General features: G+C 68.9%; 26 protein-coding genes. 11 read left to right on the top strand and 15 right to left on the bottom strand.

Annotation, left to right across the window (positions count from 1 at the left end):
- Positions 1-20: 20 nt before the first annotated feature.
- The 3 genes from KIH31_RS05000 to KIH31_RS04990 form a co-directional block, all read right to left on the bottom strand.
- A complete protein-coding gene (locus tag KIH31_RS05000) occupies positions 21-1,535 on the bottom strand; it encodes a CYTH and CHAD domain-containing protein (protein WP_214425975.1) in 1,515 nt (504 codons plus the stop codon).
- 259 nt (positions 1,536-1,794) lie between these two features.
- On the bottom strand, positions 1,795-2,958 hold the full coding sequence (locus KIH31_RS04995) for an alkaline phosphatase family protein (protein ID WP_250545487.1): 1,164 nt from the start codon (positions 2,956-2,958) through the stop codon (positions 1,795-1,797).
- Entirely contained in the window at positions 2,955-4,220 is a 1,266-nt protein-coding gene (locus KIH31_RS04990; RefSeq protein WP_214425974.1) for an alkaline phosphatase family protein, read from the bottom strand. Before KIH31_RS04990 ends, KIH31_RS04995 begins: the two co-directional genes overlap by 4 nt.
- Positions 4,221-4,447: 227 nt before the next feature.
- Here KIH31_RS04990 and KIH31_RS04985 point away from each other — a divergent pair, with 227 nt between their 5' ends.
- Positions 4,448-5,716: an LCP family protein gene (locus KIH31_RS04985; RefSeq protein ID WP_214425973.1), complete on the top strand. Its 1,269-nt coding sequence runs from the start codon at positions 4,448-4,450 to the stop codon at positions 5,714-5,716.
- Between the two features lie 14 nt (positions 5,717-5,730).
- Here the strand turns inward: KIH31_RS04985 and KIH31_RS04980 are convergent, their stop codons facing one another.
- Together KIH31_RS04980 and KIH31_RS04975 are read right to left on the bottom strand one after the other, a co-directional pair.
- Entirely contained in the window at positions 5,731-6,171 is a 441-nt protein-coding gene (locus KIH31_RS04980; RefSeq protein ID WP_214425972.1) for a hypothetical protein, read from the bottom strand.
- 301 nt (positions 6,172-6,472) lie between these two features.
- Positions 6,473-8,965, bottom strand: coding sequence for a beta-propeller fold lactonase family protein (locus KIH31_RS04975; RefSeq protein ID WP_214425971.1), 2,493 nt, complete (start codon positions 8,963-8,965; stop codon positions 6,473-6,475).
- Positions 8,966-9,125: 160 nt separating this feature from the next.
- Between KIH31_RS04975 and KIH31_RS04970 the strand changes: the two genes are divergently transcribed.
- Positions 9,126-9,599, top strand: coding sequence for a VOC family protein (locus tag KIH31_RS04970; protein ID WP_214425970.1), 474 nt, complete (start codon positions 9,126-9,128; stop codon positions 9,597-9,599).
- Positions 9,600-9,606: 7 nt separating this feature from the next.
- Here KIH31_RS04970 and KIH31_RS04965 read toward each other — a convergent pair whose 3' ends face one another.
- Positions 9,607-10,668, bottom strand: a complete 1,062-nt coding sequence (locus KIH31_RS04965; RefSeq protein ID WP_214425969.1) for an ATP-dependent DNA ligase — start codon at positions 10,666-10,668, stop codon at positions 9,607-9,609.
- A 48-nt stretch (positions 10,669-10,716) separates the two neighbouring features.
- On the bottom strand, positions 10,717-11,091 hold the full coding sequence (locus tag KIH31_RS04960) for a cupredoxin domain-containing protein (RefSeq protein ID WP_250545569.1): 375 nt from the start codon (positions 11,089-11,091) through the stop codon (positions 10,717-10,719).
- 157 nt (positions 11,092-11,248) lie between these two features.
- On the opposite strand from KIH31_RS04960, the gene KIH31_RS04955 reads away from it, so the two are divergent.
- From KIH31_RS04955 to KIH31_RS04935, 5 genes are all read left to right on the top strand, one after another.
- The gene (locus KIH31_RS04955) at positions 11,249-12,649 is read left to right on the top strand and encodes a glutamate decarboxylase (protein WP_214425967.1); all 1,401 of its coding nucleotides are present in this window, start codon (positions 11,249-11,251) and stop codon (positions 12,647-12,649) included.
- A gap of 41 nt (positions 12,650-12,690) precedes the next feature.
- Complete coding sequence (locus KIH31_RS04950) at positions 12,691-13,110, top strand: YkvA family protein (RefSeq protein WP_214425966.1); 420 nt, start codon at positions 12,691-12,693, stop codon at positions 13,108-13,110.
- A 93-nt stretch (positions 13,111-13,203) separates the two neighbouring features.
- Positions 13,204-14,169 carry an NAD(P)-dependent oxidoreductase gene (locus KIH31_RS04945; RefSeq protein ID WP_214425965.1) on the top strand — a complete coding sequence of 322 codons (966 nt, stop codon included), beginning with the start codon at positions 13,204-13,206 and terminating at the stop codon, positions 14,167-14,169.
- Positions 14,170-14,283: 114 nt separating this feature from the next.
- Positions 14,284-14,439, top strand: a complete 156-nt coding sequence (locus KIH31_RS04940; protein WP_214425964.1) for a hypothetical protein — start codon at positions 14,284-14,286, stop codon at positions 14,437-14,439.
- A 189-nt stretch (positions 14,440-14,628) separates the two neighbouring features.
- The gene (locus KIH31_RS04935; RefSeq protein ID WP_214425963.1) at positions 14,629-14,805 is read left to right on the top strand and encodes a CsbD family protein; all 177 of its coding nucleotides are present in this window, start codon (positions 14,629-14,631) and stop codon (positions 14,803-14,805) included.
- 72 nt (positions 14,806-14,877) lie between these two features.
- Here KIH31_RS04935 and KIH31_RS04930 read toward each other — a convergent pair whose 3' ends face one another.
- Positions 14,878-15,126, bottom strand: coding sequence for a hypothetical protein (locus tag KIH31_RS04930; RefSeq protein WP_214425962.1), 249 nt, complete (start codon positions 15,124-15,126; stop codon positions 14,878-14,880).
- A gap of 100 nt (positions 15,127-15,226) precedes the next feature.
- On the opposite strand from KIH31_RS04930, the gene KIH31_RS04925 reads away from it, so the two are divergent.
- Positions 15,227-15,565, top strand: coding sequence for a hypothetical protein (locus KIH31_RS04925; protein ID WP_214425961.1), 339 nt, complete (start codon positions 15,227-15,229; stop codon positions 15,563-15,565).
- Between the two features lie 33 nt (positions 15,566-15,598).
- Here KIH31_RS04925 and KIH31_RS04920 read toward each other — a convergent pair whose 3' ends face one another.
- From KIH31_RS04920 to KIH31_RS04910, 3 genes are all read right to left on the bottom strand, one after another.
- Positions 15,599-16,045 carry a pyridoxamine 5'-phosphate oxidase family protein gene (locus KIH31_RS04920; RefSeq protein WP_214425960.1) on the bottom strand — a complete coding sequence of 149 codons (447 nt, stop codon included), beginning with the start codon at positions 16,043-16,045 and terminating at the stop codon, positions 15,599-15,601.
- Positions 16,046-16,063: 18 nt separating this feature from the next.
- On the bottom strand, positions 16,064-17,269 hold the full coding sequence (locus KIH31_RS04915; RefSeq protein ID WP_214425959.1) for an MFS transporter: 1,206 nt from the start codon (positions 17,267-17,269) through the stop codon (positions 16,064-16,066).
- Between the two features lie 68 nt (positions 17,270-17,337).
- On the bottom strand, positions 17,338-17,760 hold the full coding sequence (locus tag KIH31_RS04910) for an SRPBCC family protein (protein ID WP_214425958.1): 423 nt from the start codon (positions 17,758-17,760) through the stop codon (positions 17,338-17,340).
- Positions 17,761-17,847: 87 nt separating this feature from the next.
- Here KIH31_RS04910 and KIH31_RS04905 point away from each other — a divergent pair, with 87 nt between their 5' ends.
- The 3 genes from KIH31_RS04905 (at position 17,848) to KIH31_RS04895 (ending at position 21,089) form a co-directional block, all read left to right on the top strand.
- Positions 17,848-18,495 (top strand): flavin reductase family protein, encoded by a 648-nt coding sequence (locus KIH31_RS04905; protein WP_214425957.1) that lies wholly within the window; start codon positions 17,848-17,850, stop codon positions 18,493-18,495.
- A gap of 10 nt (positions 18,496-18,505) precedes the next feature.
- A complete protein-coding gene (locus KIH31_RS04900; protein WP_214425956.1) occupies positions 18,506-20,143 on the top strand; it encodes an ABC-F family ATP-binding cassette domain-containing protein in 1,638 nt (545 codons plus the stop codon).
- 175 nt (positions 20,144-20,318) lie between these two features.
- The gene (locus KIH31_RS04895; protein ID WP_214425955.1) at positions 20,319-21,089 is read left to right on the top strand and encodes a response regulator transcription factor; all 771 of its coding nucleotides are present in this window, start codon (positions 20,319-20,321) and stop codon (positions 21,087-21,089) included.
- A 6-nt stretch (positions 21,090-21,095) separates the two neighbouring features.
- Here the strand turns inward: KIH31_RS04895 and KIH31_RS04890 are convergent, their stop codons facing one another.
- The 4 genes from KIH31_RS04890 to KIH31_RS04875 all read right to left on the bottom strand — a co-directional run bounded on the left by KIH31_RS04890 (position 21,096) and on the right by KIH31_RS04875 (position 25,067).
- Complete coding sequence (locus KIH31_RS04890; protein WP_214425954.1) at positions 21,096-21,500, bottom strand: Hpt domain-containing protein; 405 nt, start codon at positions 21,498-21,500, stop codon at positions 21,096-21,098.
- Between the two features lie 62 nt (positions 21,501-21,562).
- On the bottom strand, positions 21,563-22,807 hold the full coding sequence (locus KIH31_RS04885) for a glycosyl hydrolase family 8 (RefSeq protein ID WP_214425953.1): 1,245 nt from the start codon (positions 22,805-22,807) through the stop codon (positions 21,563-21,565).
- 13 nt (positions 22,808-22,820) lie between these two features.
- A complete protein-coding gene (locus KIH31_RS04880) occupies positions 22,821-23,582 on the bottom strand; it encodes a hypothetical protein (RefSeq protein ID WP_214425952.1) in 762 nt (253 codons plus the stop codon).
- Positions 23,583-23,645: 63 nt separating this feature from the next.
- Positions 23,646-25,067, bottom strand: a complete 1,422-nt coding sequence (locus KIH31_RS04875) for a glycosyltransferase (RefSeq protein ID WP_214425951.1) — start codon at positions 25,065-25,067, stop codon at positions 23,646-23,648.
- Positions 25,068-25,266: the final 199 nt, after the last annotated feature.

Raw genomic sequence — 25,266 nt, 5'->3', positions numbered from 1 at the left:
TCACCTCGGCTGTCCTGGGCCTACCGCGGCAGCGGCTTGGCCTTGAAATGCTTCCAGGCCTTGGTGAAGGCGGCTTCGGCGTCCTTCGCCCGCTGTTCCTCCTTGGCATGCAGACGGCCGAAGGTGAAGCCGTTGGCCCCCGAACGGTTGCCGTGGGCGCCGAGCTCGCGCAGGAACTGGCGGGTCACCACGCTGTCCTGCAGGGCCCCGAGGATGTCCTGGATCGCTTCGGCACGTTTGGAGAGGCGTGCCGCGCGTTTGCCGTGCAGCACGACGGCGGCCTCGGCGGAGTAGCGCAGCCGTTTCGCTTTCTTGCGCACTTCGTGAAGAGCCGCGTCGCGGGCGTCCGCTGAGGCAGCCTCTGCGGCGGCGACGGCGGAGCGCAGCTTTTTTAGGTCGGCGTCGACGAGCGCGGCGGTGGCCGCCGCGGCCGGTGCCGCGGCCCGGTCCGTCAGCGGCGGCTCGGAGAGGAAGGCCTCCAGCTTCGAGACCAGGTCGAAGTACCGTTGGCTTCCAAGCGCCTCGAGTCCCTCCAGGCGTGCCGCGTGGTAGCGCGCCCCAAGATTCTCGTTGATGGCCTGGGCCACCGGTCCCATGACCAGCTCGGGGGGCTCCTCGGCAACCATCTGCGCCAGCCGTTCGCGCATGACCTCCGTGTCCCGGGCTTCGCCGACGGCGCCGGCAAGCCACTGCAGTTCCTCGCGCAGGTGCTCCACCGTTTCCGGCTCGACCAGCTTGCGCGAGGACGCCAGCACCGAGCGCAGCCGCCGCGCGGCGACGCGCAGCTGATGGACGGCGTCGGGCTCGTCCTGCCGCACACCGGGGTCGTGGGTCTTCAGGGCCCGAAGCTGGTGTGCGGCGTAGCCGAGCAGCACATCGGCCGCAGCCCCTTTGCGTTTCGGGACCGCCGGTTGTGCGGGCCCGGCCGGGAACTGGCTGCCCAAGGCGCGCGCGAGTTTGGACGGAAGCGCCGCCGGGTATCGGCCGGACGCGGCCAGCAGGGTGTCGGCCGCCTCCAGCAGATCCTCGGGCCCGCTGACGAGTTCCAGTTCCCATTCCCGCCAGCTGGACTCAGCCGGTTCGGGGAGCAGCACTTCGGCCTTGACCCGGTCATCGGCGAAGTCGGCCAGCACGGTGTTGTCGGGCCCGACCAGCCGGTGCACGGTGCGCTGGTTCCGCAGCCGGGCAATCGGCACCACCGGACGGTCACGCACGTGCACCCGCACCAGGTCCAGCAGGGCGTCCGGGACCCGTTTCGCGTCCCGGCCCAGAGGCTCGTGGACTTCCTTCCGCGCGCCGTCGGCGAGCGGCAGCTTCAGGTGCCAGCCGGCGTCGTCGCCGCCGGTGCGCCGGCGCAAGGTGATGCGCTGCGCGGCCAGAGCGAGGTCCTCGGTATCGAAATAGGTCGCGTCCAGCGACTGCGGTTCGGGCGGCGCGAGGGACTCCACACCCGGCAACACCCCCAAAGGAGGCAGCGGGGCCGACTCATCGACGTCGTACTTGCGTTCAATTTCCACACCGTCAGCGCGAACCATGCTCGATTCTATGCCGCATCCCCGGCCGGGTAGAGGCCCCTATGGTCGCAGCCGCCGCGGAAGTGCCGAAGGGCCCGTTTTCACGGTCTGCCCTTGAACTCACCCGGCCGCCCGTCATAGTCTCTCTCTGGCGGTCACCGACCTTCGGCTGTTGGGGGACGATTGATGGCTGCCGGTCTCGCAGGAGCGCAACGCTCAGTTGTGAGAGCGTGTCTGCCCGGCTTGCCGCCGGGCAGACACGCCGATCCTCCGGCCGGAACTAGACGCCCGCGTTGTAGACGTCGAGGCCGAAGCGGTTCAGCCCCGGAGCGCCCGCGTAGCCCAGGTAGGGCAGTTTGAAGGTGTCCTCGATGCTGGCCAGCAGGCTGTAGTGGTTGTACGGCGTGGTGGACCAGGTGCCGCCCTTGGTGAAGGGGGAGAGCACCAGGGCGCCTACCCGTCCGCCGCCCATGCCGGTGATGCCCGGCTCGGCGGCGTTGGGTCCCGGCCCTTCGCCGCAGCAGGCGCTCGAGTCGGACTGCGGTCCGTCGGATTCGTCGAACGTGATGACCAGAACGCCGTCCTGCTTGAACGCCGGCGAGGACGTGATCATCGGGACGTACTGCTTCAGCCACTCGTCGGCGCTGGCAAGGCCGCCTGGCTGGCCGTCCACACAGGGTGAGTCGTGGCCGTCATGGCAGAGGTTCGGGGTGATCAGGGACAGGTTCGGCGTCGTCGCGGCGCTGGCCAGGTCCGTCTGCAGCGCGCTCAAGTCGACGTCGTTCTTTGCGCAGTCGGGCGAACCTGTGATCCCGGCGAAGTACACGAACGGGTTGTGCCGCGCGGCGTACTGGTCGCCGACCCTGGCCTTCTGCGTGTCATCGATGGCGCCCAACGCCGGGTGCCGGCACGGGGTGCCCATGTCCTCCATGTAGCCCTTCCACGTCTTGCCGGCCGTGGTGAGCTGGTCGGCGACGGTGGGGACGCCGGCCGGGAAGACGCAGCCGTCACCGACGGCCTGGCCGGGATCCACCGTCCCGGTCTGGAGGAACGGCGAATACGTCTGGCAGTCGGCCTGCATCTGCGCGTTGGGCCCTTGGCCGGAGATCTCGGCCACGTAGTTGGGCTGGGAATTGTGGGCGGTGCCGTAGTACTGGTTGAGCAGCACCCCCTGGTTGCGCAGCGTTGTCGACAGGTAGGGGGCAGCGGAACCGGCGCCCCAGGTCTTGTCGTAGCCCTTGTTCTCAAGGTTGATCACGAAGACGTGCTGGGCCCCGGGGAGGTAGCCCGTGCTGCCCGTCGCTGTTGCGACGCTCGCCTGCGCCTGCGGCTGTGAGACGCCATAACCGACCGACGCCGCGCCGAGCAGGACCAGGGCGACGACGGCGGCGCGGCGCGCCAGCGTGCCGGTGAGCCGGTGCTTCAGGTTGTTTTCCGTTCTCATGGGAGCTTCCATCCGTCCGCGATTGCCTTCTGCTTCAGTCCCGACCATTCTTCTTCCGGCGGCGGCCCGACCGGCGAACACGGAGTTCCGGCCACGAACGCCGGCACCGAGTAGCGGGATGCGGAGAGGTTGGGTGCGCTGCCGAAATCGAGGACCTCCGCGATGTTGCGCGCGTCCTGGTCCCGCGGAGTCAGCGGCGCCAGGCCGAAGCGCCACTCGATGGCCTTCAGGACCGAGGTGTGGTCGTACACGTCGTGGGCGACGTAGCCGCGGCGGGCCCGCGGGGAGACGACCACTGCCGGCACGCGGAAGCCGCGCAGGGCCGTGTCCGCGCTGGTGTCCGGCGCCGTCGTCGGAGCAACATGGTCGTAGAACCCGCCCCACTCGTCGTAGTTGATCACCAGCATGGTGTTCGCCCAGTTAGGGCCGGTGGTCACGGCGTTGTAGACCTCGGCGAGGAACTGCTGGCCGGAGCGGATGTCGGCGTGGGGGTGATCGTCGCCGGAGGTGCCCGATGACTCATCGGTGAAGCGCGGGTCGACGAACGAGACGGCGGGCAGCTTTCCGGCGGAGCAGTCGGCGAGGAACTCGGAGTACTGGTGCGAAATTCCCATGTACTTCGTGCCCCAGAGCGCCGTGAAAGGGATGTCGTTGTAGTAGTACTTCCCGTCCACTCCGGCAGCTGCCAGCCGGTCCCAGATCGTGGGGAGCGTGCTGGTTGCCGTCGAGTTGTGGGTCCGGTCCGTCGCGGCGGCGTGCTGGTAGAAGCGGTTCGGGTAGGTTTCCGCCATGGTGGCAGCGAAGTAGCGGTCGCAGACCGTCCAGCCCGGAACGGCCTGGCGCCAGAAGTCGAGATCGGTGGAGGTGTAGTAGCCGACGGCGAACTCGTCGTTCTCGCCCGCCCGCAGCCAGCCGTCGTTCCTGCCGTTGTTGAACTGGATCCGGCCGCCCTCGTAGGAATGGTCGGGGTCCGGGTGGCCGCAGCCCTGGAAGTCGGTCAGATGGTGCGTGGAATGCGGAATTCCGTAGCGGTCGATGAAGCTCAGGCCCGACTGGCTGCCGTCCGCACCGGGCGTCCAGCCGAGGAAGTGATCGAACGAGCGGTTTTCCATCATCAGGACGATGATGTGGTCAATGCCGGAGGACGCAGGGGCGGGCAGGGCCGCGGCAGCGTTCGCGGCGCTGGGGGCGCTTCCCGCGACCAGGCCCGCGGCGGCGGCCGATCCGGCAGCGGTCAGAAAGTTGCGTCTTGTGAAGTTCACTCACGGAATTAGATCACTGTGAGGTTACGGTGCGGGGCCGAAAGGGTGTTGCTTCAGCGAGCGTTCACCGGGAATTCACCGTGGGCGCAGTCGCGAGCTCCCCGCGTGGCCACGCCGCGCAAGTATTCCTTTCAACTTTCCCAGCTTTTTTTCGGTTGGATCGGGATAATTGCACCCAAAGTGCGGGTTCGGTGTCCACTGGGCTGACGGGGTTGAAGGAGTGGTCCATGGAAGGTGCGGGGGGCGTGGAACGACGGCAGGGACCGCGGCATCTGCGCCGGCGCAGCCACGCGAAGCGCCGTTGGCTGCTCACCGGGTCGGCACTGTCCGTTACTGCAGCGCTGGTGGCCGGAGTGGGCTACGCGAACCTGCAGCACAACATCCGTTCCGAGGACCTGCTCCAGCCGGGGCAGACCCACGTTGCCGTCGTCGCGGCGCGACCGGGTTCCTCCGCGCAACCAATAGTCAACGACGGGCCGATGAACATCCTCGTCCTCGGCACGGACACCCGTGCCGGCGCCGACGGCGCCTACGGGTCCGTCAACGACTCCAGCGGCTACGGAAACTCGGACGTCATCCTCATTGTTCACATTTCCGCGGATCGCAGGAGCGCGGGCGTGATCAGCATTCCCAGGGACACGGTGGCGCCCTATCCGGGATGCACCGACTCGCGTTCCGGCAGGGTGACCGGTCCGTTGGAGGGCCAGATGATCAACCTGGCCCTGCAGGAGGGCGGGCCGTCCTGCACGGTGAAGACCATTGAAGCCCTGACAGGAGTCACCTTCCAGCATTTCCTCGTGGCCGACTTCAACGCGGTGGTGGACCTGACGAACACCCTGGGCGGGGTGCCCGTCTGCGTCACTGCGGCGGTGAACGACCCGCTGTCCGGACTGAACATCCCCAAGGGCACCAGCAGCATCCAAGGCCAGCAGGCTCTCGCCTTCCTGCGAACCCGGCACGGCTTCGGCGACGGCTCGGACCTGGGCCGGATCAAAGCGCAGCAGAGTTTCCTGGCTTCCATGGTGAGGAAAATCAAAGGCGAAGGTACCCTGACGAACCTTCCCAAGCTGTACGCGATCGCGGACACGGTGACCAAGAACCTTACCGTGGACAAGTCACTGGCCAGCATCCCGGCCCTCCTCGGCCTGGCGGACCGGCTGAAGAACATTGACCCGCAGAATGTCGCTTTCATTACGGTGCCCAACGAGCCGTACACGCTGGACCCGAACAGGGTTCAGCTTCAGGCTGACGCCGCGGACCGGCTGTTCCGTGCGGTCATCGCGGACACCAGCATCACCTCGGCCCTCGCCGCCCCGGCTCCGGCCGCCCGGCCGGTTCCCGCTCCGACGGCAGGGGCAACCTCGGCGGCAACGGCCGCGGCAACGTCCGGAACAACGGCAAAGCCGTCCGCCCGCGCTGCCGCGCCTGCTTTGCCGCCCGGCGTCAGCGGGCAGACCGGCAGCCAGGCAACCTGCCAGGGGGCCGCGGCCGGCTGAGGCGGCGCTTCTGCTCAGGAAATCGCGTAGAGGGAGACCGCCATGCCGGCGGCGACGGCGGCCTGGCCCACGGCAACCAGCGCCGGAACCCGGACCGACTTACTGTCCTCGGGAACGGCGAAAGCGGCAAGCAGCCAGCCCGACGCCGCGATGACCAGCGCCACCGCTGCACCCAGATCGACAATGATCACGCCGAGTTGGTGGGCCGGGTGGTCTGCCGCCGACATCCCGCTGCGGGCCGCGCCGACCAGGACCCACCCGGCCAACAGCGTGAGCATCACCCGGTACACGGCCACGGCTGTTGCCGGTTTGCCGGGTTGCCGCCGGGACACCGCGCGGAAGATGAACCAGGCCAAGGCCGCCACAAGGAGGACAGCCAGCCCTGCGAAAGCGTAGGCCGCCCAGCCCAGGACAACGGCCGAAAGCACAGCACAGATCACCACGAGCGCCGCCACATCGACCCTCGTCCTCGGCGCCGGCCGCCGGGCGACGGACCAGGCGCTGCAAAGAGCCCCGCACCCTAGAAGGGCCAGAATCAGAGTGACTATCAGGGGACTGGCAAACATCGAAGTCGGGTTACCTCTCGCGCTTCGTCCAGCCGCTCACCGACCGGACCACCTCGTAGTTGTACCAGCCCCGGCTGGGGACAAGCCGTGACAGCCTCCCCGGCAGGCAACGAGACGGCGTCGGACAGTCACCGGTACAGCACAAGGGGCGGCTGCCCGAAAGCAGCCGCCCCTGCGGAAGGGAGGGGGATCAGCCGTCCGAGTCCGGGCCGGCGGCCGGCGCCGCCTGCGCACCGGAACCGATGACGTGGTGCTGCGGGGCCGGCATTGCCGAACCGGCTCCGCGGACCGACTTCCAGATGGCCTGGTTGTAGGCCTGCTCGTTGATTCTGTCCTCGCTGGTGGTGTCCTGCGCGCCGCTCAGCTTGGCCATTGGAGCGTCAGCGCCGTTGATGGTGGTCATGTCGTAGCCCGGCTTGATCGCCGTGTACGGGGCGGTGTTCGGGTTGGCGGTGAATGAGGCGCTCATCGGCGTGGCGAACGCGTCGAACTGGGTGAGCGGCTTCAGTCCCGTGATGAGACCGATCGTCCGCACCATGGAGGCGGTGCTGTAGAACGTCGAGTCGACCTTGCCGGTCTGCGTGTACGGGCTGATCGCCAGGGCAAGCGTGCGGTGCGCGTCCACATGGTCGGAGCCGTTCTGGGCGTCATCCTCGGTGACGAAGATGGCGGAGTCCTTCCAGATCGACGAATGCGACACCGTGTCCACGAGCTTGCCCAGGGCATAGTCGTTGTCGGCGACGTACGCCTTCGGCGTCGGAACCCCGGCCTTGGTGGCCTGCGTGTGGTCGCTGGGCAGGCGCAGCAGCTGCACCGAAGGGACGTTTCCTGCGCTCACGCGGGACTGGAAGTCCTTCGCCCATTCGTCGATGCGCGGGGTGCCGCAGCTGTCGTTGAGCGGCTTGAAGGTGCCCGCGGTGTCGGGGCAGTTCAGGTCGAAGCCGCGGTAGTTGTGGTCCGTCGAGGCGTCGAGGACCGGGTCCGAGGCGTTGAACGTGCCCTGGTTGTTGTTGACGTAGAAACCGTAGTTGCGGAAGCTGACGCCGGCCTTGGCCATCCGCTGCCAGACATACGTGTTGTCCGGCCGCTGCGCGGCGATTTCCGGTGCGTTGCCCTCGCTGGGGTAGGGGGCTTTGCGGCCGGAATAGTTCGCCGGCCACATCTGCTCCGCGTAGGGGTTGGAGTTCGCCGAAGCAACCCAGTTCCAGCCGTTCGCACTCACCTCGGCGTCGGCGTAGAAGTTGTCGATAGTGGTGAACTTCCTCGCCAGTGCGCGGGTGTTCGGCGCCGACTCGTCGCCGAACAGGTTCAGGGCTGCGTCTCCGTTGCCCTTGCCGAGGCTTCCCAGCTCCTGGTCGTAGGTGCGGTTCTCCTTCACGACATAGATCACGTGCTTGATCGGGCTCGCCTGGCCCGGACGGCGCGGAATCACTTCGCCGTGGGCCGTGTCCGGCCGGTTGTTGTGCTTGACCTGCTCGGTGGCCTTCTGCAGCTGGCCCCCGGAGGGGACCTCGAAGCTGCTGAGCGTCCCCGCGATCATGGAGCCGCTGTACTGGTTCTCCGCCGTCTTGGCGGTGGACTCGGGGTTCGGGTGCCCCGGCCCGTCGTTCGGTCCGGCGCCGAGGCCCTTGGCGTTGGTGACCTGGAGCTGGCCGCGGGCGAAGGCGAGCGACGTCGGGTACCAGCCGACCGGCACCAGGCCGGCGACTTTTTTATCGGCCAGGCTGACGACGGCGACGTCGTTGTTGCCGGAGTTGCTCACGAAGAGCCGCCCACCGGCCTCGTCCAGAGCGAGCCCTGTCGGGTTGGTGCCCACGGGAGCGCCCTGTTCCGGGGAGACGCTGATGCTGGCGGCGGTGCCGGCCGCCGTGTCGACGGCGGAGACGGTGTCGTCGTCGCCGTTGGCCACGTAGAGGGTCCTGCCGTCCTTGGAGAGCACGGACTTGTTTGGGTGCAGCCCCACCGGAAGCGTGCGTGTGACCTTCGGCTCCGCCCCTGCGACGTCGACGACGGAGACATCCGAACCGCCCTGGTTGGTGACATAGGCGGTGCGGCCGTCGGGGGAAAGCGCGACGTAGGCCGGGCGGTGGCCGGCGGGAGTGGTGGTGGTTTTACCGGTGCCGAGGTCGACGACGGAAACGGCGTCCGCCAGCTGGTCGGCGACGACGAGGCGCCTGCCGTCGGCGCTGACCGCCAGGCCCGCGGGGAACAGGTTCAAGGACTTGCCGTCGGCCGTCTTGGTGGGCAGCGCGATGGGGTCACCCTCGGTGAGCTTTCCGCCGGTGTAGCTGTACGTGCGGATCTTCGCGTTGGCCGCGGCGCTGGCATAGGCCTTGGTGCCGTCCGGGCTCCACGCCAGCCCCATGTAGAGCGATTCCGGGGACTTGTAGGGGATGGTCTGTTCCACCTCGTGGTCGGCGACGTCCACCAGCTGCAGCGACTGGGTGCCCTGGCCGTTGTTGCTGACCAGGAGCTTCCTGCCGTCTGGGGAGAGCGCGGAGTTCAGCGGCAGGTCCCCCAAGGTGGTCTGCTGGCCCGCCGGCGTCACCCGCATGCCCATGGGTGTGATGGCGGTGCCGTCGTCGTGCGGGCCGGCGAAGGTGGAGACAGCTGCGACTGCACCCCCGCCGACCAGCACGCAGGAAACGGTTCCGATGACAATGGGGATGGTTTTCTTGTTCACATCCAGCCACGCTAGGCAGGCCCGGGGAACGGCAGGGGTGCCGACACGGGACGGTGAGGTGAACGCAAAGCGACGCCGCGGTGGCCGCCCTCCGCCTCTTGCGGGAGCCGGCGGCCGGGGGCATCCTTATCCCTCCCGCGCAGCCCACGAAGGAGTCTCCGTGCAGACCATCAGCCCGTTCCTGTGGTTCGACGACCAGGCCGAGGAGGCGGCCAACTTCTACGTCTCGGTCTTCCCCAACTCGTCCGTGACGAACGTGTCACGCTATCCCGAAGGCGCCCCGCGCCCTGCCGGCACCGTGATGGTGGTGAGCTTCACGCTGGACGGCCTCGAACTGCTCGCCCTGAACGGAGGGCCGGCGTTCCGGTTCACCGAGGCAATCTCGCTCTCCGTCCGGGCGGAGACGCAGGACGAAATCGACGAGCTGTGGGAGAAGCTGGGCGAAGGGGGCGAGCCGGGGCAGTGCGGCTGGCTCAAAGACAGATACGGACTGTCCTGGCAGATCAACCCGCCTGTGCTCACCGAGATGCTCGCCGACCGGGATGCGGCGAAATCTGAGCGCGTGATGGCAACCATGCTGACGATGGGCAAGCTCGACATCGCCGCCCTCACGGCGGCCTACCGCGGGGAGTAGCTGCCCGTCAGAGGACGCTGGCCAGGTCGAACCTGACCGGCTCCTCCAGCTGGTCGTACGTGCAGCTGCGCGGGTCCCGGTCCGGGCGCCAGCGCACGAACTGGGTGGTGTGACGGAACCGCGCTCCCTCCATGTGGTCATAGCGCACCTCCAGCACCCGTTCCGGCCGCAGCGGGACGAAGGACAGATCCTTCCCGGCGCTCCAGCGGCTGCCTTCGGAGTTGCGCGGCGTGCGGTTGCCTTCCTCCTGCTTGGCCCAGGCCCACGGGTGCTCGTCGAAGGTCGTCACCAGCGGTTGCAGCTCCTGGAACAGCTCCTCCCGCCGCTTCATCGGGAACGCGCCGACGACGCCGACGCTGGCCAGGACGCCGTCGGCGTCGTAGATGCCCAGCAGCAGCGAGCCGATGCGGTCGGCGCCGCTCTTGTGCACGCGGTAGCCGGCGAGGACGCAGTCCGCCGTGCGCTCATGCTTGATCTTGAACATGGTCCGCCTGTCCGGCTGGTAGGTGCCGTCCTGGGGTTTGGCAATGATCCCGTCCAGCCCGGCCCCTTCGAACTGGTGGAACCACTGCTCGGCGACAGCTTTGTCCACGGTGCGCCGGGTGAGGTGGATCGGCGGCTGCGCGGGGGCCAGGGCCTTCTCCAGCGCGGCGCGCCGCTCGGCGAAGGGCCGGCCGGTGTAGTCAGTGTCGTCGAGAGCGAGCAGGTCGAAGGCGACGAACAGGGCGGGAGTCTGCGTGGAGAGCAGCTTGACGCGGCTCGCGGCGGGGTGGATCCGCTGCTGCAGGGCCTCGAAGTCCAGCCGGTCGCCCTGGGGGGAGACGACGACGATCTCGCCGTCGACGACGCACCGCGGCGGCAGGAAGCTCTTGGCGGCCTCGACCAGTTCCGGGAAGTACCTCGTCATCGGGCGCTCGTTCCGGCTGCCGATCTCGACCTCCTCGCCGTCGCGGAAGATGATCGAACGGAAGCCGTCCCACTTCGGCTCGAAGCTCATATCCCCGTCCGGGATGGAGGCGACAGGCTTGGCGAGCATCGGGGAGACAGGAGGCAGGAGCGGCAGATGCATGAGGCCCATTCTTGCCGCGGCCCGGGCATCTGTCACCCGGGAGCACCGCTACTTGACGACAAGTACCCCGTGCATGTCCGGGTGGAAGGTGCAGTGGTACGGGTAGGAACCCGGCTTGCTGGGCGCCGTGAAGGTTCCGGTTCCGCCGCCGGCGCCTGCCTGCGCGTCGAAGGACTTGCCGTCGTCGGCGGTGACAGTGTGCGCGGCGCTGTCCAGGTTCTTGACGGTGACCTGGCTCCCGGGCGCCACCGACGCCGGAGCCTGGAAGGCGAATCCTTTGATGGTGATGGTATTGGCCGCGGCGGCGGACTGGCTCGCCCCGCCGTCGGCCGTCTGGCCGGCACACCCGGCCAGGCCGGTGCCCAGTCCGGTCAGGGAGGCCGCGAGCAGCAGCACGGTTCCGATTCTTGGCAGCGCTTTCATTTCACTCACCCGATTCCACGGCGGACCGCGGCGATCCGCTGCGCACCATGATGGCACCGCCCCGCCCGCAGGGACAGGGCTTGGGGGGCCAAGCGGAGCGGGTTACCGTGGAGGCGACCCGGCAGCCAGTGTGGCCACCGCCAGCGAAGGGAACGATATGAGAGCAGGACGGAAGTCGGCAGCCACCGAGTCGGGCAAGGCTGTCGGAGTGAACCCGCTCTTCACGCGGCCGGGGGAGGCGAGCACCTTTCCCCGGTTCACTCTGCCCGCCGAGGAGTCCCTGCCCGAGACGGCCTACCAGGTGGTGCACGACGAGGCGATGCTGGACGGCAATGCCCGCCTGAACCTGGCCACCTTTGTCGGGACCTGGATGGAGCCTGAGGCCGCGAAGCTCTACGCCGAGGCCGTGGACAAAAACATGATCGACAAGGACGAGTACCCGCAGACGGCAGCGATCGAGACGCGGTGCTGGCGGATGCTCGCCGACTTGTGGAACGCGCCTGACCCGTCGTCGGCGGTCGGCACCTCCACCATCGGTTCCTCCGAAGCCTGCATGCTCGCCGGGCTTGCCCTCAAGCGCCGGTGGCAGCATGCCCGCCGGGCCGCGGGGAAACCGGCCGACAAGCCCAACCTGGTGATGAGCTCCGCGGTGCAGGTCTGCTGGGAGAAGTTCTGCAACTACTGGGACGTCGAAGCCCGCTACGTGCCGATCTCGCTGGACCACAAGGTGCTCGACGGCGACGGTCTCGAACGGTACGTCGACGAGAACACCATCGGGGTCGTGGCGATCATGGGGGTGACCTACACCGGCATGTACGAGCCGGTGGAGGCCATCTCGGCGGCACTGGACGGGATCCATGCCCGGCACGGGCTGGATGTGCCGATCCACGTCGACGGCGCCTCCGGCGCGATGGTGGCACCTTTCCTGCAGCCGGAGACCGTGTGGGACTTCCGCCTGCCGCGGGTGGCGTCCATCAACACTTCGGGGCACAAGTACGGGCTCGTGTACCCGGGCCTCGGCTGGGTCGTGTGGCGCGACAGCCAGGCGCTGCCGGAGGACCTGATCTTCCACGTGAGCTACCTCGGCGGGGACATGCCGACCTTCGCGCTGAACTTCTCGCGCCCGGGCGCACAGGTGCTGCTGCAGTATTACCTGTTCCTCAGGCTCGGCTTCGAAGGCTACGCCGCGGTGCAGGGCGCAGCCCGTGACGTCGCGCTGTACCTATCGGGTGAAATCGGCAAAATGGAGGCCTTCACCCTGTGGAATGACGGCTCGGACATCCCTGTCTTCGCCTGGCAGCTCCGGGAGGGTTACACCCGGAACTGGAACCTGCACCACCTCTCGGAGCGCCTGCGGATGAACGGGTGGCTGGTTCCCGCCTACCCGATGCCGGATTCCCTGGCCGACTTGACCGTCCAGCGGGTGGTGGTGCGCAACGGATTCACCCGCGACCTGGCCGGCAGTTTCCTTGCGGACCTGAAGAAGGAAGTAGCCTATCTGGACGGGCTCGAATCGCCGATGCCGTCCCAACGGCAGACGCCTGCCTTCCACCACTGACCTCAGCGAGAGTGCCGCCCCGTGACCATAGCCGGAACCGAATGAACCTCTGGGACGTGCTGATCGCCGTCGTCGGCGGTGTCGCATTGCTCTATGCCGTGATGCTGGTGCTGCTGGCCCTGTACGCCCGCCGGCACCCGGACACCGTGAACCTCAAGGATGCGCTGCGGCTGCTTCCGGACCTGCTCGTGCTGCTGCGCCGGCTCGTCGCGGACCGCAGCGTGCCGCGAGGGGTGAGGGTCCGGGTGGCGCTGCTGCTGGGGTACCTGGTGATGCCGATCGACCTGGTGCCCGATTTTTTGCCCGTCATCGGCTTCGCTGACGACGTGATCATTGTCGCGCTGGTGCTGCGCTCGGTCATCCGCCGGGCCGGGGACGCCGCGCTGGAACGTCATTGGCCCGGCAGCGACGCCGGCCTCGGCCTCATCCGCCAGCTGGCCGGCCGGGGAGCCGCGGCATAGCGCCGGCGTGCGTCCGTCCTGTGGCGGCCCCTCGCCTGCGGCACGCGCGTGTGCCATGGTGATGACTCCGCATCGAGAGGAAGGACCGTGCCCATGAGAGTCGCCGTCATTGGAGCCACCGGCCACATTGGAACGTACCTGGTGCCGCGCCTGGTCCGCGCGGGGCACGAGGTCGTGGCGCTGAGCCGCGGAAACCGGGAGCCCTACCAGCCCGCCCCCGAGTGGGCCTCGGTGCAGCAGGTCGCGGTGGACCGGGAAGCGGAGGACGCGGAAGGCAGCTTCGGCAGCAGGATCGCCGCGCTCGAGGCCGACGCCGTTATTGACCTGATCTGCTTCACCGCAGGTTCAGCGCGCCAGCTCGTGGACGCACTGCGTCCCTCGCGCCCGCTGCTGCTGCACTGCGGTTCGATCTGGGTGCACGGACCGGCGCTGCGCGTGCCGGTCACCGAGGATGAACCGCGGACCCCGTTCGGCGAGTACGGAACGGGCAAGGCGGAGATTGAGGCACTGCTGCTGCGGGAGGCGCGCAGCGGCGGCGTCCCGGCGGTTGTGCTGCACCCCGGCCACATCACCGGGCCCGGGTGGCAGGTCATCAACCCGGCAGGCAACCTCGACCCGGCTGTCTGGGCCCGGCTCGCACAGTCCGAGCCGCTCGCCCTGCCGGACCAGGGCCTCGGGATCCTGCATCACGTCCACGCCGACGACGTCGCGCAGGCGTTCGAGCGGGCGCTCACCCGCCCGGCCGCCGTGGGCTCCAGTTTCCACGTGGTGTCCGCCGAAGCGATGACGCTGCGCGGGCTGGCGGCGGGCGCGGCGGCCTGGTTCGGCCGCGAACCCGTGCTCGACCTGGTGGACTGGGCGGAGTTCGAGGCGCGGGCCGGCGCGGACCACGCGATGACGACCAGGGAGCATGTCGTACGCAGCATCGCGGCGAGCATCGACCGCGCGCGGGACATCCTGGGGTACGCCCCGCGGTACAGCTCGCTGCAGGCGCTGCAGGAGGCTCTTCGGTGGCTCGCGGCGAACGGGAGGGTCGACGTCGGCGGCCAGCAGTTCTAGGGCCGGATGCCTGCGGGAACCGGCCCACCTATGGTGTCCGGGGCGCCGCGGCGATACCATGCGTCCAGCCCCTGCATCGGGGCCCCGAATAAACGAATAAGGCGGGTTGGACCAATGAACACACTGCTGTGGATCGTAGCCATTGTTGCCATCGTGTTCTTCATCATCGGCGGCACGGTCAAGGCCGTGAGCTTCCTCCTGTGGGTTGCGCCGATCCTGCTTGTGATCGCGATTGTGCTGTTTATTCTCAACCGCGGCAAGCGCGTCTGAGCAGGTGTTCCGCGCGTCCCCGGCCCAACCCGCCCCGGACGCGCGGAACGGCAGCCGCCGCAGCTGCGCAAAGCCGGTGCAGCCATGCCGGCACACGTGGTCCTTGATTGCTCAGCAAGCTTAGTTATTATGGATGTACCACCTACCGGCGACCGGCCGGCGGGTACTACAGACCATTGGAGGACCACCATGGGTTTGGGTGACAAGATCGACAACGCCGCCGAAAAGATGGGCGGCAAGGGCAAGGAAGCTGCCGGCAAGGCCACGAACGACCCGGGCCTGGAGGCCGAAGGACAGACCGACCAGGCTAAGGGTGACCTGAAGCAGGCCGGCGAGAAGGTCAAGGACGCCTTCAAGAACGACTAAGGTCCATCCGCACGAAATGGGGCGCCCCCTTGGGGGCGCCCCATTTCGCGTTCTGCGGCAGGCCGGCCGGGACTAGATCAGCCGTCCGAAGCGGACCACAGGTCCGGCCTCGGCGACGCTCCGGTAGATGGGTGGGCACCCGGGACCGGGCTGCACCTGGTCGAAGAGGCAGTCGTACAGGTGGTTCATTCTGGTAGCGGTGACCCGGAACCTGCTCCAGTGCCCCGGGACGGTGGTGGCGGCCCGGCAGGCGATGCATTCGACGAGGAAGACCGGCTCTGCGGGAGCAGCAAGGCGGGTGGCGGTGCGGGATGAACTCACTGGCCCAGTATGGCCCTTCCCACTGCGGGAAGGAAGCAGGCTGATCAGGTAGCATCATCGTGGCCCGCGCACCTGTCGGCCGCACGGAGAGGGAGGTTTTGTGGGACCCATTAAGAGTCTTTGGGCGATGGTCCAGGGTGATCCGGTGTTCATGCGCCGGGTAAACGGCTGGCTGGCCGTTTTCTGGCTGGTGATGATCCCTTTCTCGCTGGTGATGGGGTGGTTGAACTCGGTGGTGTACGTGTCCGCGCTGTCCCTGTGGGCGCTCGTCTCCGGCCACTGGTCCGCGTGGCAGGCGGCGCGGGTGGAGGTCCAGCAGCAGCAGGACGCGGAATCCCGCGAAAAGGAGGACCTGGTGTCGCAGGTCGTCGCGGAGCTGCTCGCCAAGACGACCCTGGAACGGGCCGCAGCGGAAAGCCCGGGCGGCACCCGCAGCTAGGCTTCGGCGCGCAGGAGCCGGCTCTCCGGCAGGTCAGATCTTCATGTGCACGCGCCGGCCGGTTACCGTGACGGGCCGGACGGCGATGAACGCCACGCGCAGGCCGCCGGCCCACGGCTGCTCCATCGGCAGGCGGAACAGCTCGACCAGCCGGGCCGGATCGAGGATGCGCTCGGCCCGGCCGCTCACCAGCACCGACCAGCCCGCGGCGTGGGCGGGGTCGAACGCGTCGATCTGGAAGGACGCGCTGTCCCGCGGCATCGCGCGTTCAATCGCCCCGTTCGACGCCGTCCGGAAATAGACGATGCCGTCGTCCACGACGTAGTTGACCGGAAAGACCTCGATCCGGTTTCCGCTCAGGAACGCGAACCTGCCGACGAGCTGGCCGCCCAGCAGGTCCCAGCACTCGGCTTCAGACAGCTCCTCCGCCACGTGGTGGGCCCCCGGAAGGTTCTTCATATCAACTTCTGCTGCTGTCACTGCGTCCTCCCCGAAGCGTCATCCGTCCTCTCCATTCTCCCGCGCGGTCCGTGCCGGCAACAGGCCTCCGGCGCCGCGGGGGCGGACGGCGGCGAGCAGCAGCAGGAAAGCAGCCGCCTCAATCAGGGCCACCGCCAGGGCCAGGGTGCCGGCCCGCGAGTAGAGGGCGCCGGCAAGGAAGCCGCCGGCGAGCGCGCCCGCACCCTCGAAGGCGGCCACCACGCCGTAGGCCGTGCCCCGCCGCGGGGCGGCGACAAGATCCGCGACCAGCGCCTTGAGCGTCGAGTCCTGGATGCCGGCCGCGGCGCCCCAGCTGAGAACACCAGCGAACACCAGGGGCAGCCGGTCTGCAAGAGCGAGGCCGGGCACCAGCGCGATCAGCACCGGCAGGACCAGCAGCACCCGGGGCCCCGCGCGGTCGTACAGGAAGCCGCTGGCCAACGCCGCCACGGCGGCCATTGCCATCGCTGCGGCGTAAAAAAGCGGTGCGACGGCGAGCGGAGCCAGCCGCGCATCGGTGAGGTGGAACGAGATGAGCCCGAAGGTCACCAGCCCGGCATTCGCGGCGAAAACGGCGAGGCCGGTGAAGTAGAACGAGCGCGGCAGGCGGGTCCCGGCCAGGTCCGAGCCGGCGGCCGCATTAGGACCGGCGGGAATTGCGGGGTCCGGGGCGCCGCGCCGCACGGCGAGCAGGATGGCCAGCGCGGCCAGCGCCGGCAGGGCGAGCACCGCGAAAGCGGCCCACAGCGTTCCGCTGACGGCCACCATCCCGGCGGCGAGCAGGGGGCCGAGGAACGCTCCGAACTGGTCCAGCGACTTGTGCACCGCGAACCCCCGTCCGCGCCCGACGGAGCCGGCGGCGCCGGCCAGGAGCACTGTCTTGGCCGGACTGCGCACGGCCTTGCCCGTCCGGTCCGCCAGCAGCAGCACGGAGCCCAGCAGCAGGCCCGCGGTGCCCGCGAAGGGGGCCAGGGCCAGCAGCGGAATGCTCAGTGCCGTCATGGCATAGCCGGCAATGGTGAAAGACCAGTAACCGCGGGTGCGGTCCGCCCACGGGCCGGTGAGGAGCCGGAGGCCCTGGGCGAGAGCTTCGCCGGCGCCCGTCACCAGCCCCACCGTCAGCGCGGACGCGCCGAGGGAGCCCAGCAGCGGTCCGGCGAGCGAGCGGCCGCCGTCGGAGACAAGGTCCACGGCGAGGCTGACGAGTCCGAAGCTGAAGACCACCCGCCAGGCGGACCAGCGCGGCGGCCGCGTCCGGGCGCCTGCGGCCGGGCGCGGGTGCTGGCTCCTGGTCAGCCCATTGCCTCCGCGCGTGCTTTGGCGCCGGCGGCGAACTGACGGAAGGACGGCCGCAGGTCCGGCATCCCCCTGAACATGAGGCCGGCCAGCGGGCCGAAGTACTCCTCCTTAACCTTCAGATGGGTCCCCTTCGCCCGGTCGGTGAGGGTGAAGGTGCGCACCCCGCGGAACAGGCCCAGCGGAAGGCGGGCGGTCCAGGTCATCCGGTGATGGTCCGGGTCCTGCTGGACGGAGAAGGGGAAGACCCGCCGTCCGGTGGCGTCAGCGCGGACCCGGATCCGCCCGCCGTCGCGGATGACCCCGTCCACCGCTGTGATGCCCGAATCCCAGGCAGTGAAGCCCGCGCCGTCGGTGATGATCCGCCAGACGGTCTCGGCGTCGGCAAGGATCAGCGTTTCGGCTTCGAAGTACCTCATACCCAGACGATAGCCCTGCACGCCCGCCGCGGGTAGAAGTGGCCGGCCGCACGCGGCTCCGGACCCTCCGCTCGCTAAGGTGGGCTCATGCGGACAGATTTCAGCCCCGACGAACTTGGATCCCGCGAGTTCTACCGCCTGCTCACCGCCGTCATCGTGCCCCGGCCCATCGCCTGGGTTTCGACGGTCGCGGCCGACGGCACCGACAACCTTGCCCCGCACTCCTTCTTCACCGTGGCCTCGGTGCATCCGCCGATCGTGCAGTTCACCTCGGTGGGGGAAAAGGATTCGCTGCGCAACATCCGGGCGACCGGCGAGTTCGTGGTGAACTTCGCCCCGGCGTCGTTGCTGCAGGAGGTCAATGCCACCGGGACCAACTTCCCGCCCGAGGTCAGCGAGTTCGACGCCGCCGGCCTGGCCCGGGAGCGGAGCACGACGGTGCGGCCGCCCCGTGTCGCGGCTTCCCCAGCCGCGTTGGAATGCCGGCTGCACAGCACCCTCGAACTGGGGGACTGCACCCTCGTCTTCGGTGAGGTGCGCCATGCAGTGGTCTCCTCCGACGTGCTCGAGGGCAGCCACCCCCGGTTCGGCGACCTCGACCCGCTGTCCAGGCTCGGGCTGGATGAATGGGGCAGCGCCGGCGAGGTCCGGGAGCTCAAACGCATCCGCACCGCCGACTTCCCCCGGGGGTTCACGCCGTCGGCGCAGGCGGGGGAGGGCCCGAACGCTCCTTAGGATGGGAGCTATGACAGCAACCCTCGTGGCCAAAGGCCTTTCGGGCGGCCACGCCCACCGCACCCTCTTCTCCGGCCTCGACCTCACGGTCGCGCCGGGCGATGTGATCGGCGTGGTGGGCGCCAACGGCGCCGGCAAGTCGACCCTGCTGCGCCTGCTGGCGGGCGTTGACGAGCCCCTGTCCGGTACGGTGCAGGCCGCGCCCAAGGACGCGTTCGTCGGCTGGCTGCCCCAGGAGCACGAGCGCGTGCCGGGCGAGACGGTGGCCGGTTACATCGGCCGTCGCACCGGAGCGACGGCGGCCACGGCCGCCATGGAGGCCGCTGCGGAAGAACTTGGGGCCGGCGCCCCGGGCGCGGACGACCGGTTCGCGGCTGCCATGGAGCACTGGATGGCGTCCGGCGCGGCGGATCTGGAGGACCGGATGGGCCCCGTGCTGGTGGACGTGGCGGCCGGGATCGGGGCCGATGCCCCCGTAGCAGGCCTGTCCGGCGGCCAGCTGGCCCGCGTGGCGCTGGCCGCGCTGCTGCTGAGCCGGTTCGACATCGTTCTGCTCGACGAGCCGACCAACGACCTTGACCTGGACGGACTGGCCCGCCTGGAGAGCTTCATGCGCAGCCTGCGCGGCGGAGCCGTGCTTGTCTCGCACGACAGGGAGTTCCTGGCCCGCTGCGTGAGCACCGTCGTCGAACTGGACCTGGCGCAGAACAAGGTCGCGGTGTACGAGGGCGGCTATGACGCCTTCCTCGAAGAACGCTCAGTGGCCCGCCGGCACGCGCGCGAAGCGTACGACGAGTTCGCGTCCCGGAAGGCCGATCTGGTGGCCCGGGCCCGCACCCAGCGTGAGTGGAGCTCCCAGGGGGTGCGCAACGCGATGAAGAAGAGCCCGGACAACGACAAGATCCGGCGCAAGGCGAGCATGGAATCGTCGGAAAAACAGGCGCAGAAGGTCCGGCAGATGGAGTCGAGGATAGCCCGGCTGGAGGAGGTGGAGGAGCCGCGCAAGGAATGGCAGCTGCAGTTCACTATCGGCGCCGCCCCGCGGTCCAGTTCCGTGGTTGCGACCCTCAACGCCGCCGTCGCCCGGCAGGGCCACTTCACCCTGGGCCCGGTGTCGCTGCAGGTCAACGCGGGGGAGAGGATCGGCATCACGGGGCCCAACGGCGCGGGCAAGTCCACCCTGCTACGGCTGCTGCTGGGCCACCAGGCGCCCGACGACGGCGCTGCGTCCCTGGGAGCCAACGTCGCCGTCGGCGAGATCGACCAGGCCCGGAACCAGCTCCCCGACCACCAGGCGCTGGCCGGAGCTTTCGAGGCGGCGGTGCCGGAGTACAGCCAGGCGGAAGTCCGCACCCTGCTGGCGAAGTTCGGACTCAAAGCCGATCAGGCCCGCGCCGCAGTGGGGAGCCTCTCGCCGGGCGAACGCACCCGGGCCGGGCTGGCGCTGCTGCAGGCCCGCGGCGTGAATCTGCTGGTCCTGGACGAGCCCACCAACCACCTCGACCTGCCCGCGATCGAGCAGCTGGAAGAGGCGCTGGAGCACTATGCCGGAGCGCTGCTCCTGGTCACGCACGACCGGCGGCTCCTTGAGAACGTGCGGCTGGATGCGCGCTGGCTGGTCGACGGCGGCCAGGTCACGGTCCGCTGATCCGCCCGCCGATTCGCCCGCTGCTCCGCCCGCCGGCGAAGCGGGGCCGCCCGGACTACTTGTTCTGTTTCCGTTGACGAGGGTTATCTTTCGGGAACCAAAGTAATCAAGGGGGGAGCCTGACGTTGCTGGAGCCTTTCGTCGTGTGCGGTCCCGGATCTGCAGGAGTGCTGTGATGGGACCCGAGAAGACGGCCGTCGTCATCGAGGACGACGCCGACGTCCGCGAACTTGTGATGCAGGTGCTGAGCCAGGCCGGATTCCAATGCCATGCCGCCGGCGACGGCTACGAAGGTTTGGCTGCCGTGCGTGAACGCAGCCCGCTGCTGGTCACCCTCGACGTCGGCCTCCCGGGGATCGACGGGTTCGAGGTCAGCCGACGGCTTCGTACTTTCAGCGACGCCTACGTGCTCATGCTCTCGGCGAGGACGGAAGAACCCGACGTGGTGCTGGGCTTCGCCACCGGCGCTGACGGCTACCTGACCAAGCCTTTCCGCCCGCGCGAGCTGCGGCTTCGGGTGGATTCACTGCAGCGGCGCCCCCGCACCGGGGCACGGCTCAGCGCCGCGCCTGGAGCCGGACCGTCGCTCGCAGGCCCGGCCGGCGCGGGCAAGGCGATCTCGCACAACGGACTCGAACTTCATCCGGGCACCCGGAGTGTGACGGTCCGGGAGAGGGCTGTCGAGCTCAGCCGGAGCGAATTCGACCTGCTCCACGCCGTCCTGCAGGGCGGCAGGCGGGTGCAGTCACGGGCTGCCCTGCTGCGCGCGCTGCCAGGGGCCAGACCCGGCCGTTCGGCTGCCGGGACCGGGGATGAACGGCTGGTGGAAACGCACATCGGAAATCTCCGCCGCAAGCTCGGTGACGAGCCAAGGTGCCCGCAGTGGATCGAGACTGTGCGCGGCATCGGATACCGCCTGGCCCCGGAGCAGAGCCTCAACCCCTGAGCTCTGTCATTCCGCGCGCCCGGCCAGATAGCTGCTCGTCAGCGCGGACATCGTGAGTGCCCCGCATGCTCCCAGCTCTTCCAGGGCGGCTTCAGCGGCCGTGAAATCGCGGCGTACAAGCTCAGCTTCCTGCCGCGCAGCGAGTTCGCAGAGCCGCGTTGCCCCCGCCATCGCGCTGGCGGCTTTCAAGCTGAGGACTGCGTCCATCGCTTGCTCGTAATCCCTGCGCCGGACGGCCCGGGACACACGAAGCAACCGCGCGTCCCACAGTTCGACGTACGCCTCGAGATACCGTCGGCCGAAGCCGTCGGCGCCCAGTTGCTCTTCCAGCGTTTCGATCGCGGCAGCGTCGATAAGCGGGATGCCTGCTGCGGTGAGCGGGCTGTCTTCGGGAGTGTTCGTGCTGGACATGGCGCCTCCGTCCGGTTCGTCATTGGGGTGTGCCCGGCAGGCGCCGGGGTAGGAGCAGCCGGTCATGGCTCCGCCAACGGAGGGCACCCGCCCAGCGCAGGGGAAGCAAGCATCAGGCGTCCAAGGGCAAGCCAGGCTGCCCCGTAGTAGGTGGGATGCGCGCTGTTCAAGGTGGCTGCCTCAGCCAGGTCCGCCCGCGCCTTCCCGGGCCTGCCGGCGGCAGCGAAGGCTGAGGCCCGGGCCACGTAGGCCACCGGGTTCCGGTCGGTCCCCAGATTGCTGCCGGACAGGGACAGTTCCGCGGCCAGCGGCGACCCCGAAGGCAGGCGCGCGGCGAGCATCCCGGAAAGGGACCGGTCCTGGCTGTTGCAGGATTCGGCGAGCCGCACCGCCACCCGGGCCGCGTCATAGCTGTAGCGCTGTAGCTTCCCGCCCTCGCTGCCGGGACCTGCTGCCGGCAGCGCGACCCCTTTCCCGTTGAGCAGCGCCCAGTCCGGTGGAAGGGGGGACTCCTGCAGCAGCTGTTGGGTGACGGAACGGGATCCGGCGTCCAGTTCGATCCAGCGCGGGTCACCGGACGCGCGGGCGAGGACGGCGAAGGCTGCCGGTGAAGCGTAGGACGGGTTGTACCAGGAGGTCTCGTCCCGCGTGGCCCACGCCCCGGGCAGCAGCACCCGGCTTCCGCCCGTCCAGCCGGTCAGCTCTCCGAGGACGGCCCTTCCGAGCATGACGCCGGACTCCGTCCAGTCCGGCCGGTTGAACACCGCGCCGGCCCTGACGAGCGCTCTTGCCGCATCCAGGTCGGCGTCGGCCGCCGGCTCCGCGTCGGCGACTTTCCCGTGGGCCCACCGCCACGCCAGGAGACCGTCCGGCCTGAGCAGGTGCGTCCGGGTCCAGCCCCAGATCGACTCGAACCGGGCCTGGTCGGCAACTCCGACCGCGATCAGCATGCCGTAGGCCTGCCCTTCGCTGACCGTGTCGTTGCCTTGGTCCCGGCGGACCACCCGGCCGTCGTCGTCCACCCAGCGGGCGAGGAAGGCGCGGGAGGCCTGGGCCGCTGCATCGAGATCGGAGCCAGCGTCCACCCGGAGCGGGAAGCCGGGCGTCACGGGCGGCGGGGGACTGTCGGCGACAGCAAGCGAGGCGGCACCCGCCAGGACGCAGCCGGCCACTCCCGCTGTCCGCCACCGGCGGTACTTCGGGCGCGGCTTCGCCGGCACCGGACCGGGAACCGGGGCAGGCGGCACCGGGTGCGCCTGCGGGGGTTCGAGGATCCGGATGTAGTGCTCAGTCTGGGGAACGTCCACCGACGGTTCCGGCTCAGTTCGGGCTCTGGGCCTGGGCGCCGCTCTTGGCGTAGCCCAGCGTGAGCGTGTCCAGAATGGTCTGCCGGGTGTACACGCCCGAGTTGGGTGCCGTCTCGGTGAGCAGGTCGAAGGTGAAGAGGATCCGGGTGCTGTGCGCCTTAGGGTTGGCGGGGACGACCACCCCGGAGGCGTAGGAGTACGGCGGCGTGAGGGCGAAGTCGCCCTGGTCGTTGGCCAGGACAACGCCGAGGCTGTCAACGCGGGCGTTGAAGCGGGTGACCTTGACCGTGTTGCCGTCGTCGGCGCCGCTGATATGCGCGTTCAGCCTGATGATGGGGGAGCTCTCCGGCGTCCAGGATCCCGGGTCGTCGGTCGTCCAGTAGTCGATCATCAGCTGGTGCGCCGCGGCGTCGAGCACATGGTGGGCCGAGCCTCGGTCCATGTCAGCGCGCTGCCGGACCCAGCTGGCGGCAGCTTTCGGGGCTGTGCCGGGTGCCGCCGTCGGCGCCGGAGCCGGACTCGACAGTGCCAACGGGGCCTGGGCCGACGGGGCCTGGGCCGGCGCGGACGCCGCTGGCGACGCCAGCGGAACCGCGTCGGCCACCCGGACAGGATCAGGAGCACCCGAGGCGCCCGGCAGGCCGGGAACCGGGGGCACCGAGCAGCCGGTGGCAGCCGTCGTGAAGGCGAGGATGAGGGCTGGTGCGGACGCCCTGCGGATCCGGCGGCTGACAGGGATTTGGATGTTCTTGCGGTGGCGGGGATGGGGGGACATGAGGTTCTCCTGGATCGGCATGGAAGAGGGTGCAGGGGCGGACGTGTCTGCAGCGGAGGTCGATCAGACCCGGTAGCCGCGGTGGCTGCGCAGGGCTTTGCGCAGCATGAAGGCGGTCTGCACCATGGTCGTGATGTACAGGACGGGCCAGCCGACGGAGAGGATGGCGGACTGGATGGTCACCGGTTGCTGGAGCCAGGCGAGGGTAAGGCCGACGCCGATGACCAGGAGGACGATGGCCGGCATCAGGTAGGCGCTCCCTGAGCCGCGCTCAGCCCTTGCCTGCGCGGCCCAGTTGTCCGTCTGGTTCCGGGAGAAGAACTTGCCCCAGGCACGGACGAAGTGCCCCATGCGGATCCACAGGTAGAGCTCGGCGGGGAAGGCAAGGAGGGCGAAGGCAATGTCCCTGCCGGATTTTCCGTCGATGGAGGTGGCGATTCTCAGGTTCAGGATCACCGCCACCAGCGGCGGGACGAGCCACACGGGGTAGAACACGTAGGCGTGGATGCTCAGGGCGGCGGTCAGCAGGAGGATGAACGTGACGCGCGTGAGGATGTTGAAGACCATGGAAATGTTCTCCGCCCAGCGCAGCCGCAGGTTGGGGTGGAACGGCTGTCCCGGCGTGTTGCTGCGCTGGCCCGGCCACATCAGGTCGATGGCACCGTAGTTCCACTTGACTTGCTGGCCGTCCAAGGCGCGCAGATTGTCCATCCCGCCGACGTTCGCGCGCGCCCGGGCGGAAATCTTGGTGGCGTACCCAAGGTTCTTGATCTGGAGCGAGAGGAGCGAATCCTCGACCTCCGAGTCCTTGACCCAGGGGCTGGCCTGGCGGTTGTCCACCATGACGTTCTTGAGGGCCTCGACCGAAAGGATCGAGCACTGGCCGCCGAGTACGGCCATGTTCCGACCGCGCAGCAGATTGTCCATGTTGAACGCGGCAAACTGTGCGCGCTGGCCGCTGGTAAGGAATTTTGCGGTCAGTCCCTCCTTCGAGCTTTCGGCCACGGTGTAGATGGCCGAGATGCCGCCGACCCGCGGGTCGCTGAGGATTTCTTCCTCCAGGTATTCAACGGCGTGGCGGTCCACCACCGTGTCCCCGTCGACCCCCAGGAAGTAGTCGTACTTGTCGCAGATCTGGGCAAAGCCGTAGTTGAGGGCGCCGACCTTCTTGTCCTTGTTGACGCCGATGTCGTGCACGTACACCTCGGTGCGGTAGGTGACGTCCTGGTAGGTGTGCTCATGGGGCCCGGCGAACTCGCGCGCCACATAGAAGGTGTCGTCGTCGGAGTTGTTGATCACCACATGGATCACGTCCGGCAACCGGGTCTGTTTCAGCAAAGCCTGCAGCACTTCGGCAATGGTCTCTTCCTCGTTGTAGGCGGGAATGACGCACGCGATGCTTGCGCGGTGGCTCTCGGGCCGGGCCTGCGGCGGGGCGAAGGAGAGGTACTCGTTCTCGATGTGGTCTGGGATCAGGACGGTCATGGCTGGTCTCCGTTGTGGCCTGGATGGAGGGGACACAACGCATGTTCGTGAACCAGCCTTCAGGCCTGCTCAGAGCAGACGCACGATGGGGCCTAAGCTTTGCCCCCGTCCTGCAGGCGCCTCAATTTCGTCCGGATTGCAGGCGAAAGAGCGGGGAAAACCAGCGGAAACCCCGGGGTTGGAGGCTGCGCGGGCCCTC

The sequence above is a fragment of the Paenarthrobacter sp. DKR-5 genome (assembly GCF_018531425.1).
Lineage (GTDB): Bacteria > Actinomycetota > Actinomycetes > Actinomycetales > Micrococcaceae > DKR-5.
The sequence above is the reverse complement of the archived record's forward strand: the minus strand, read 5'-3'. Positions and strand labels throughout refer to the sequence as shown.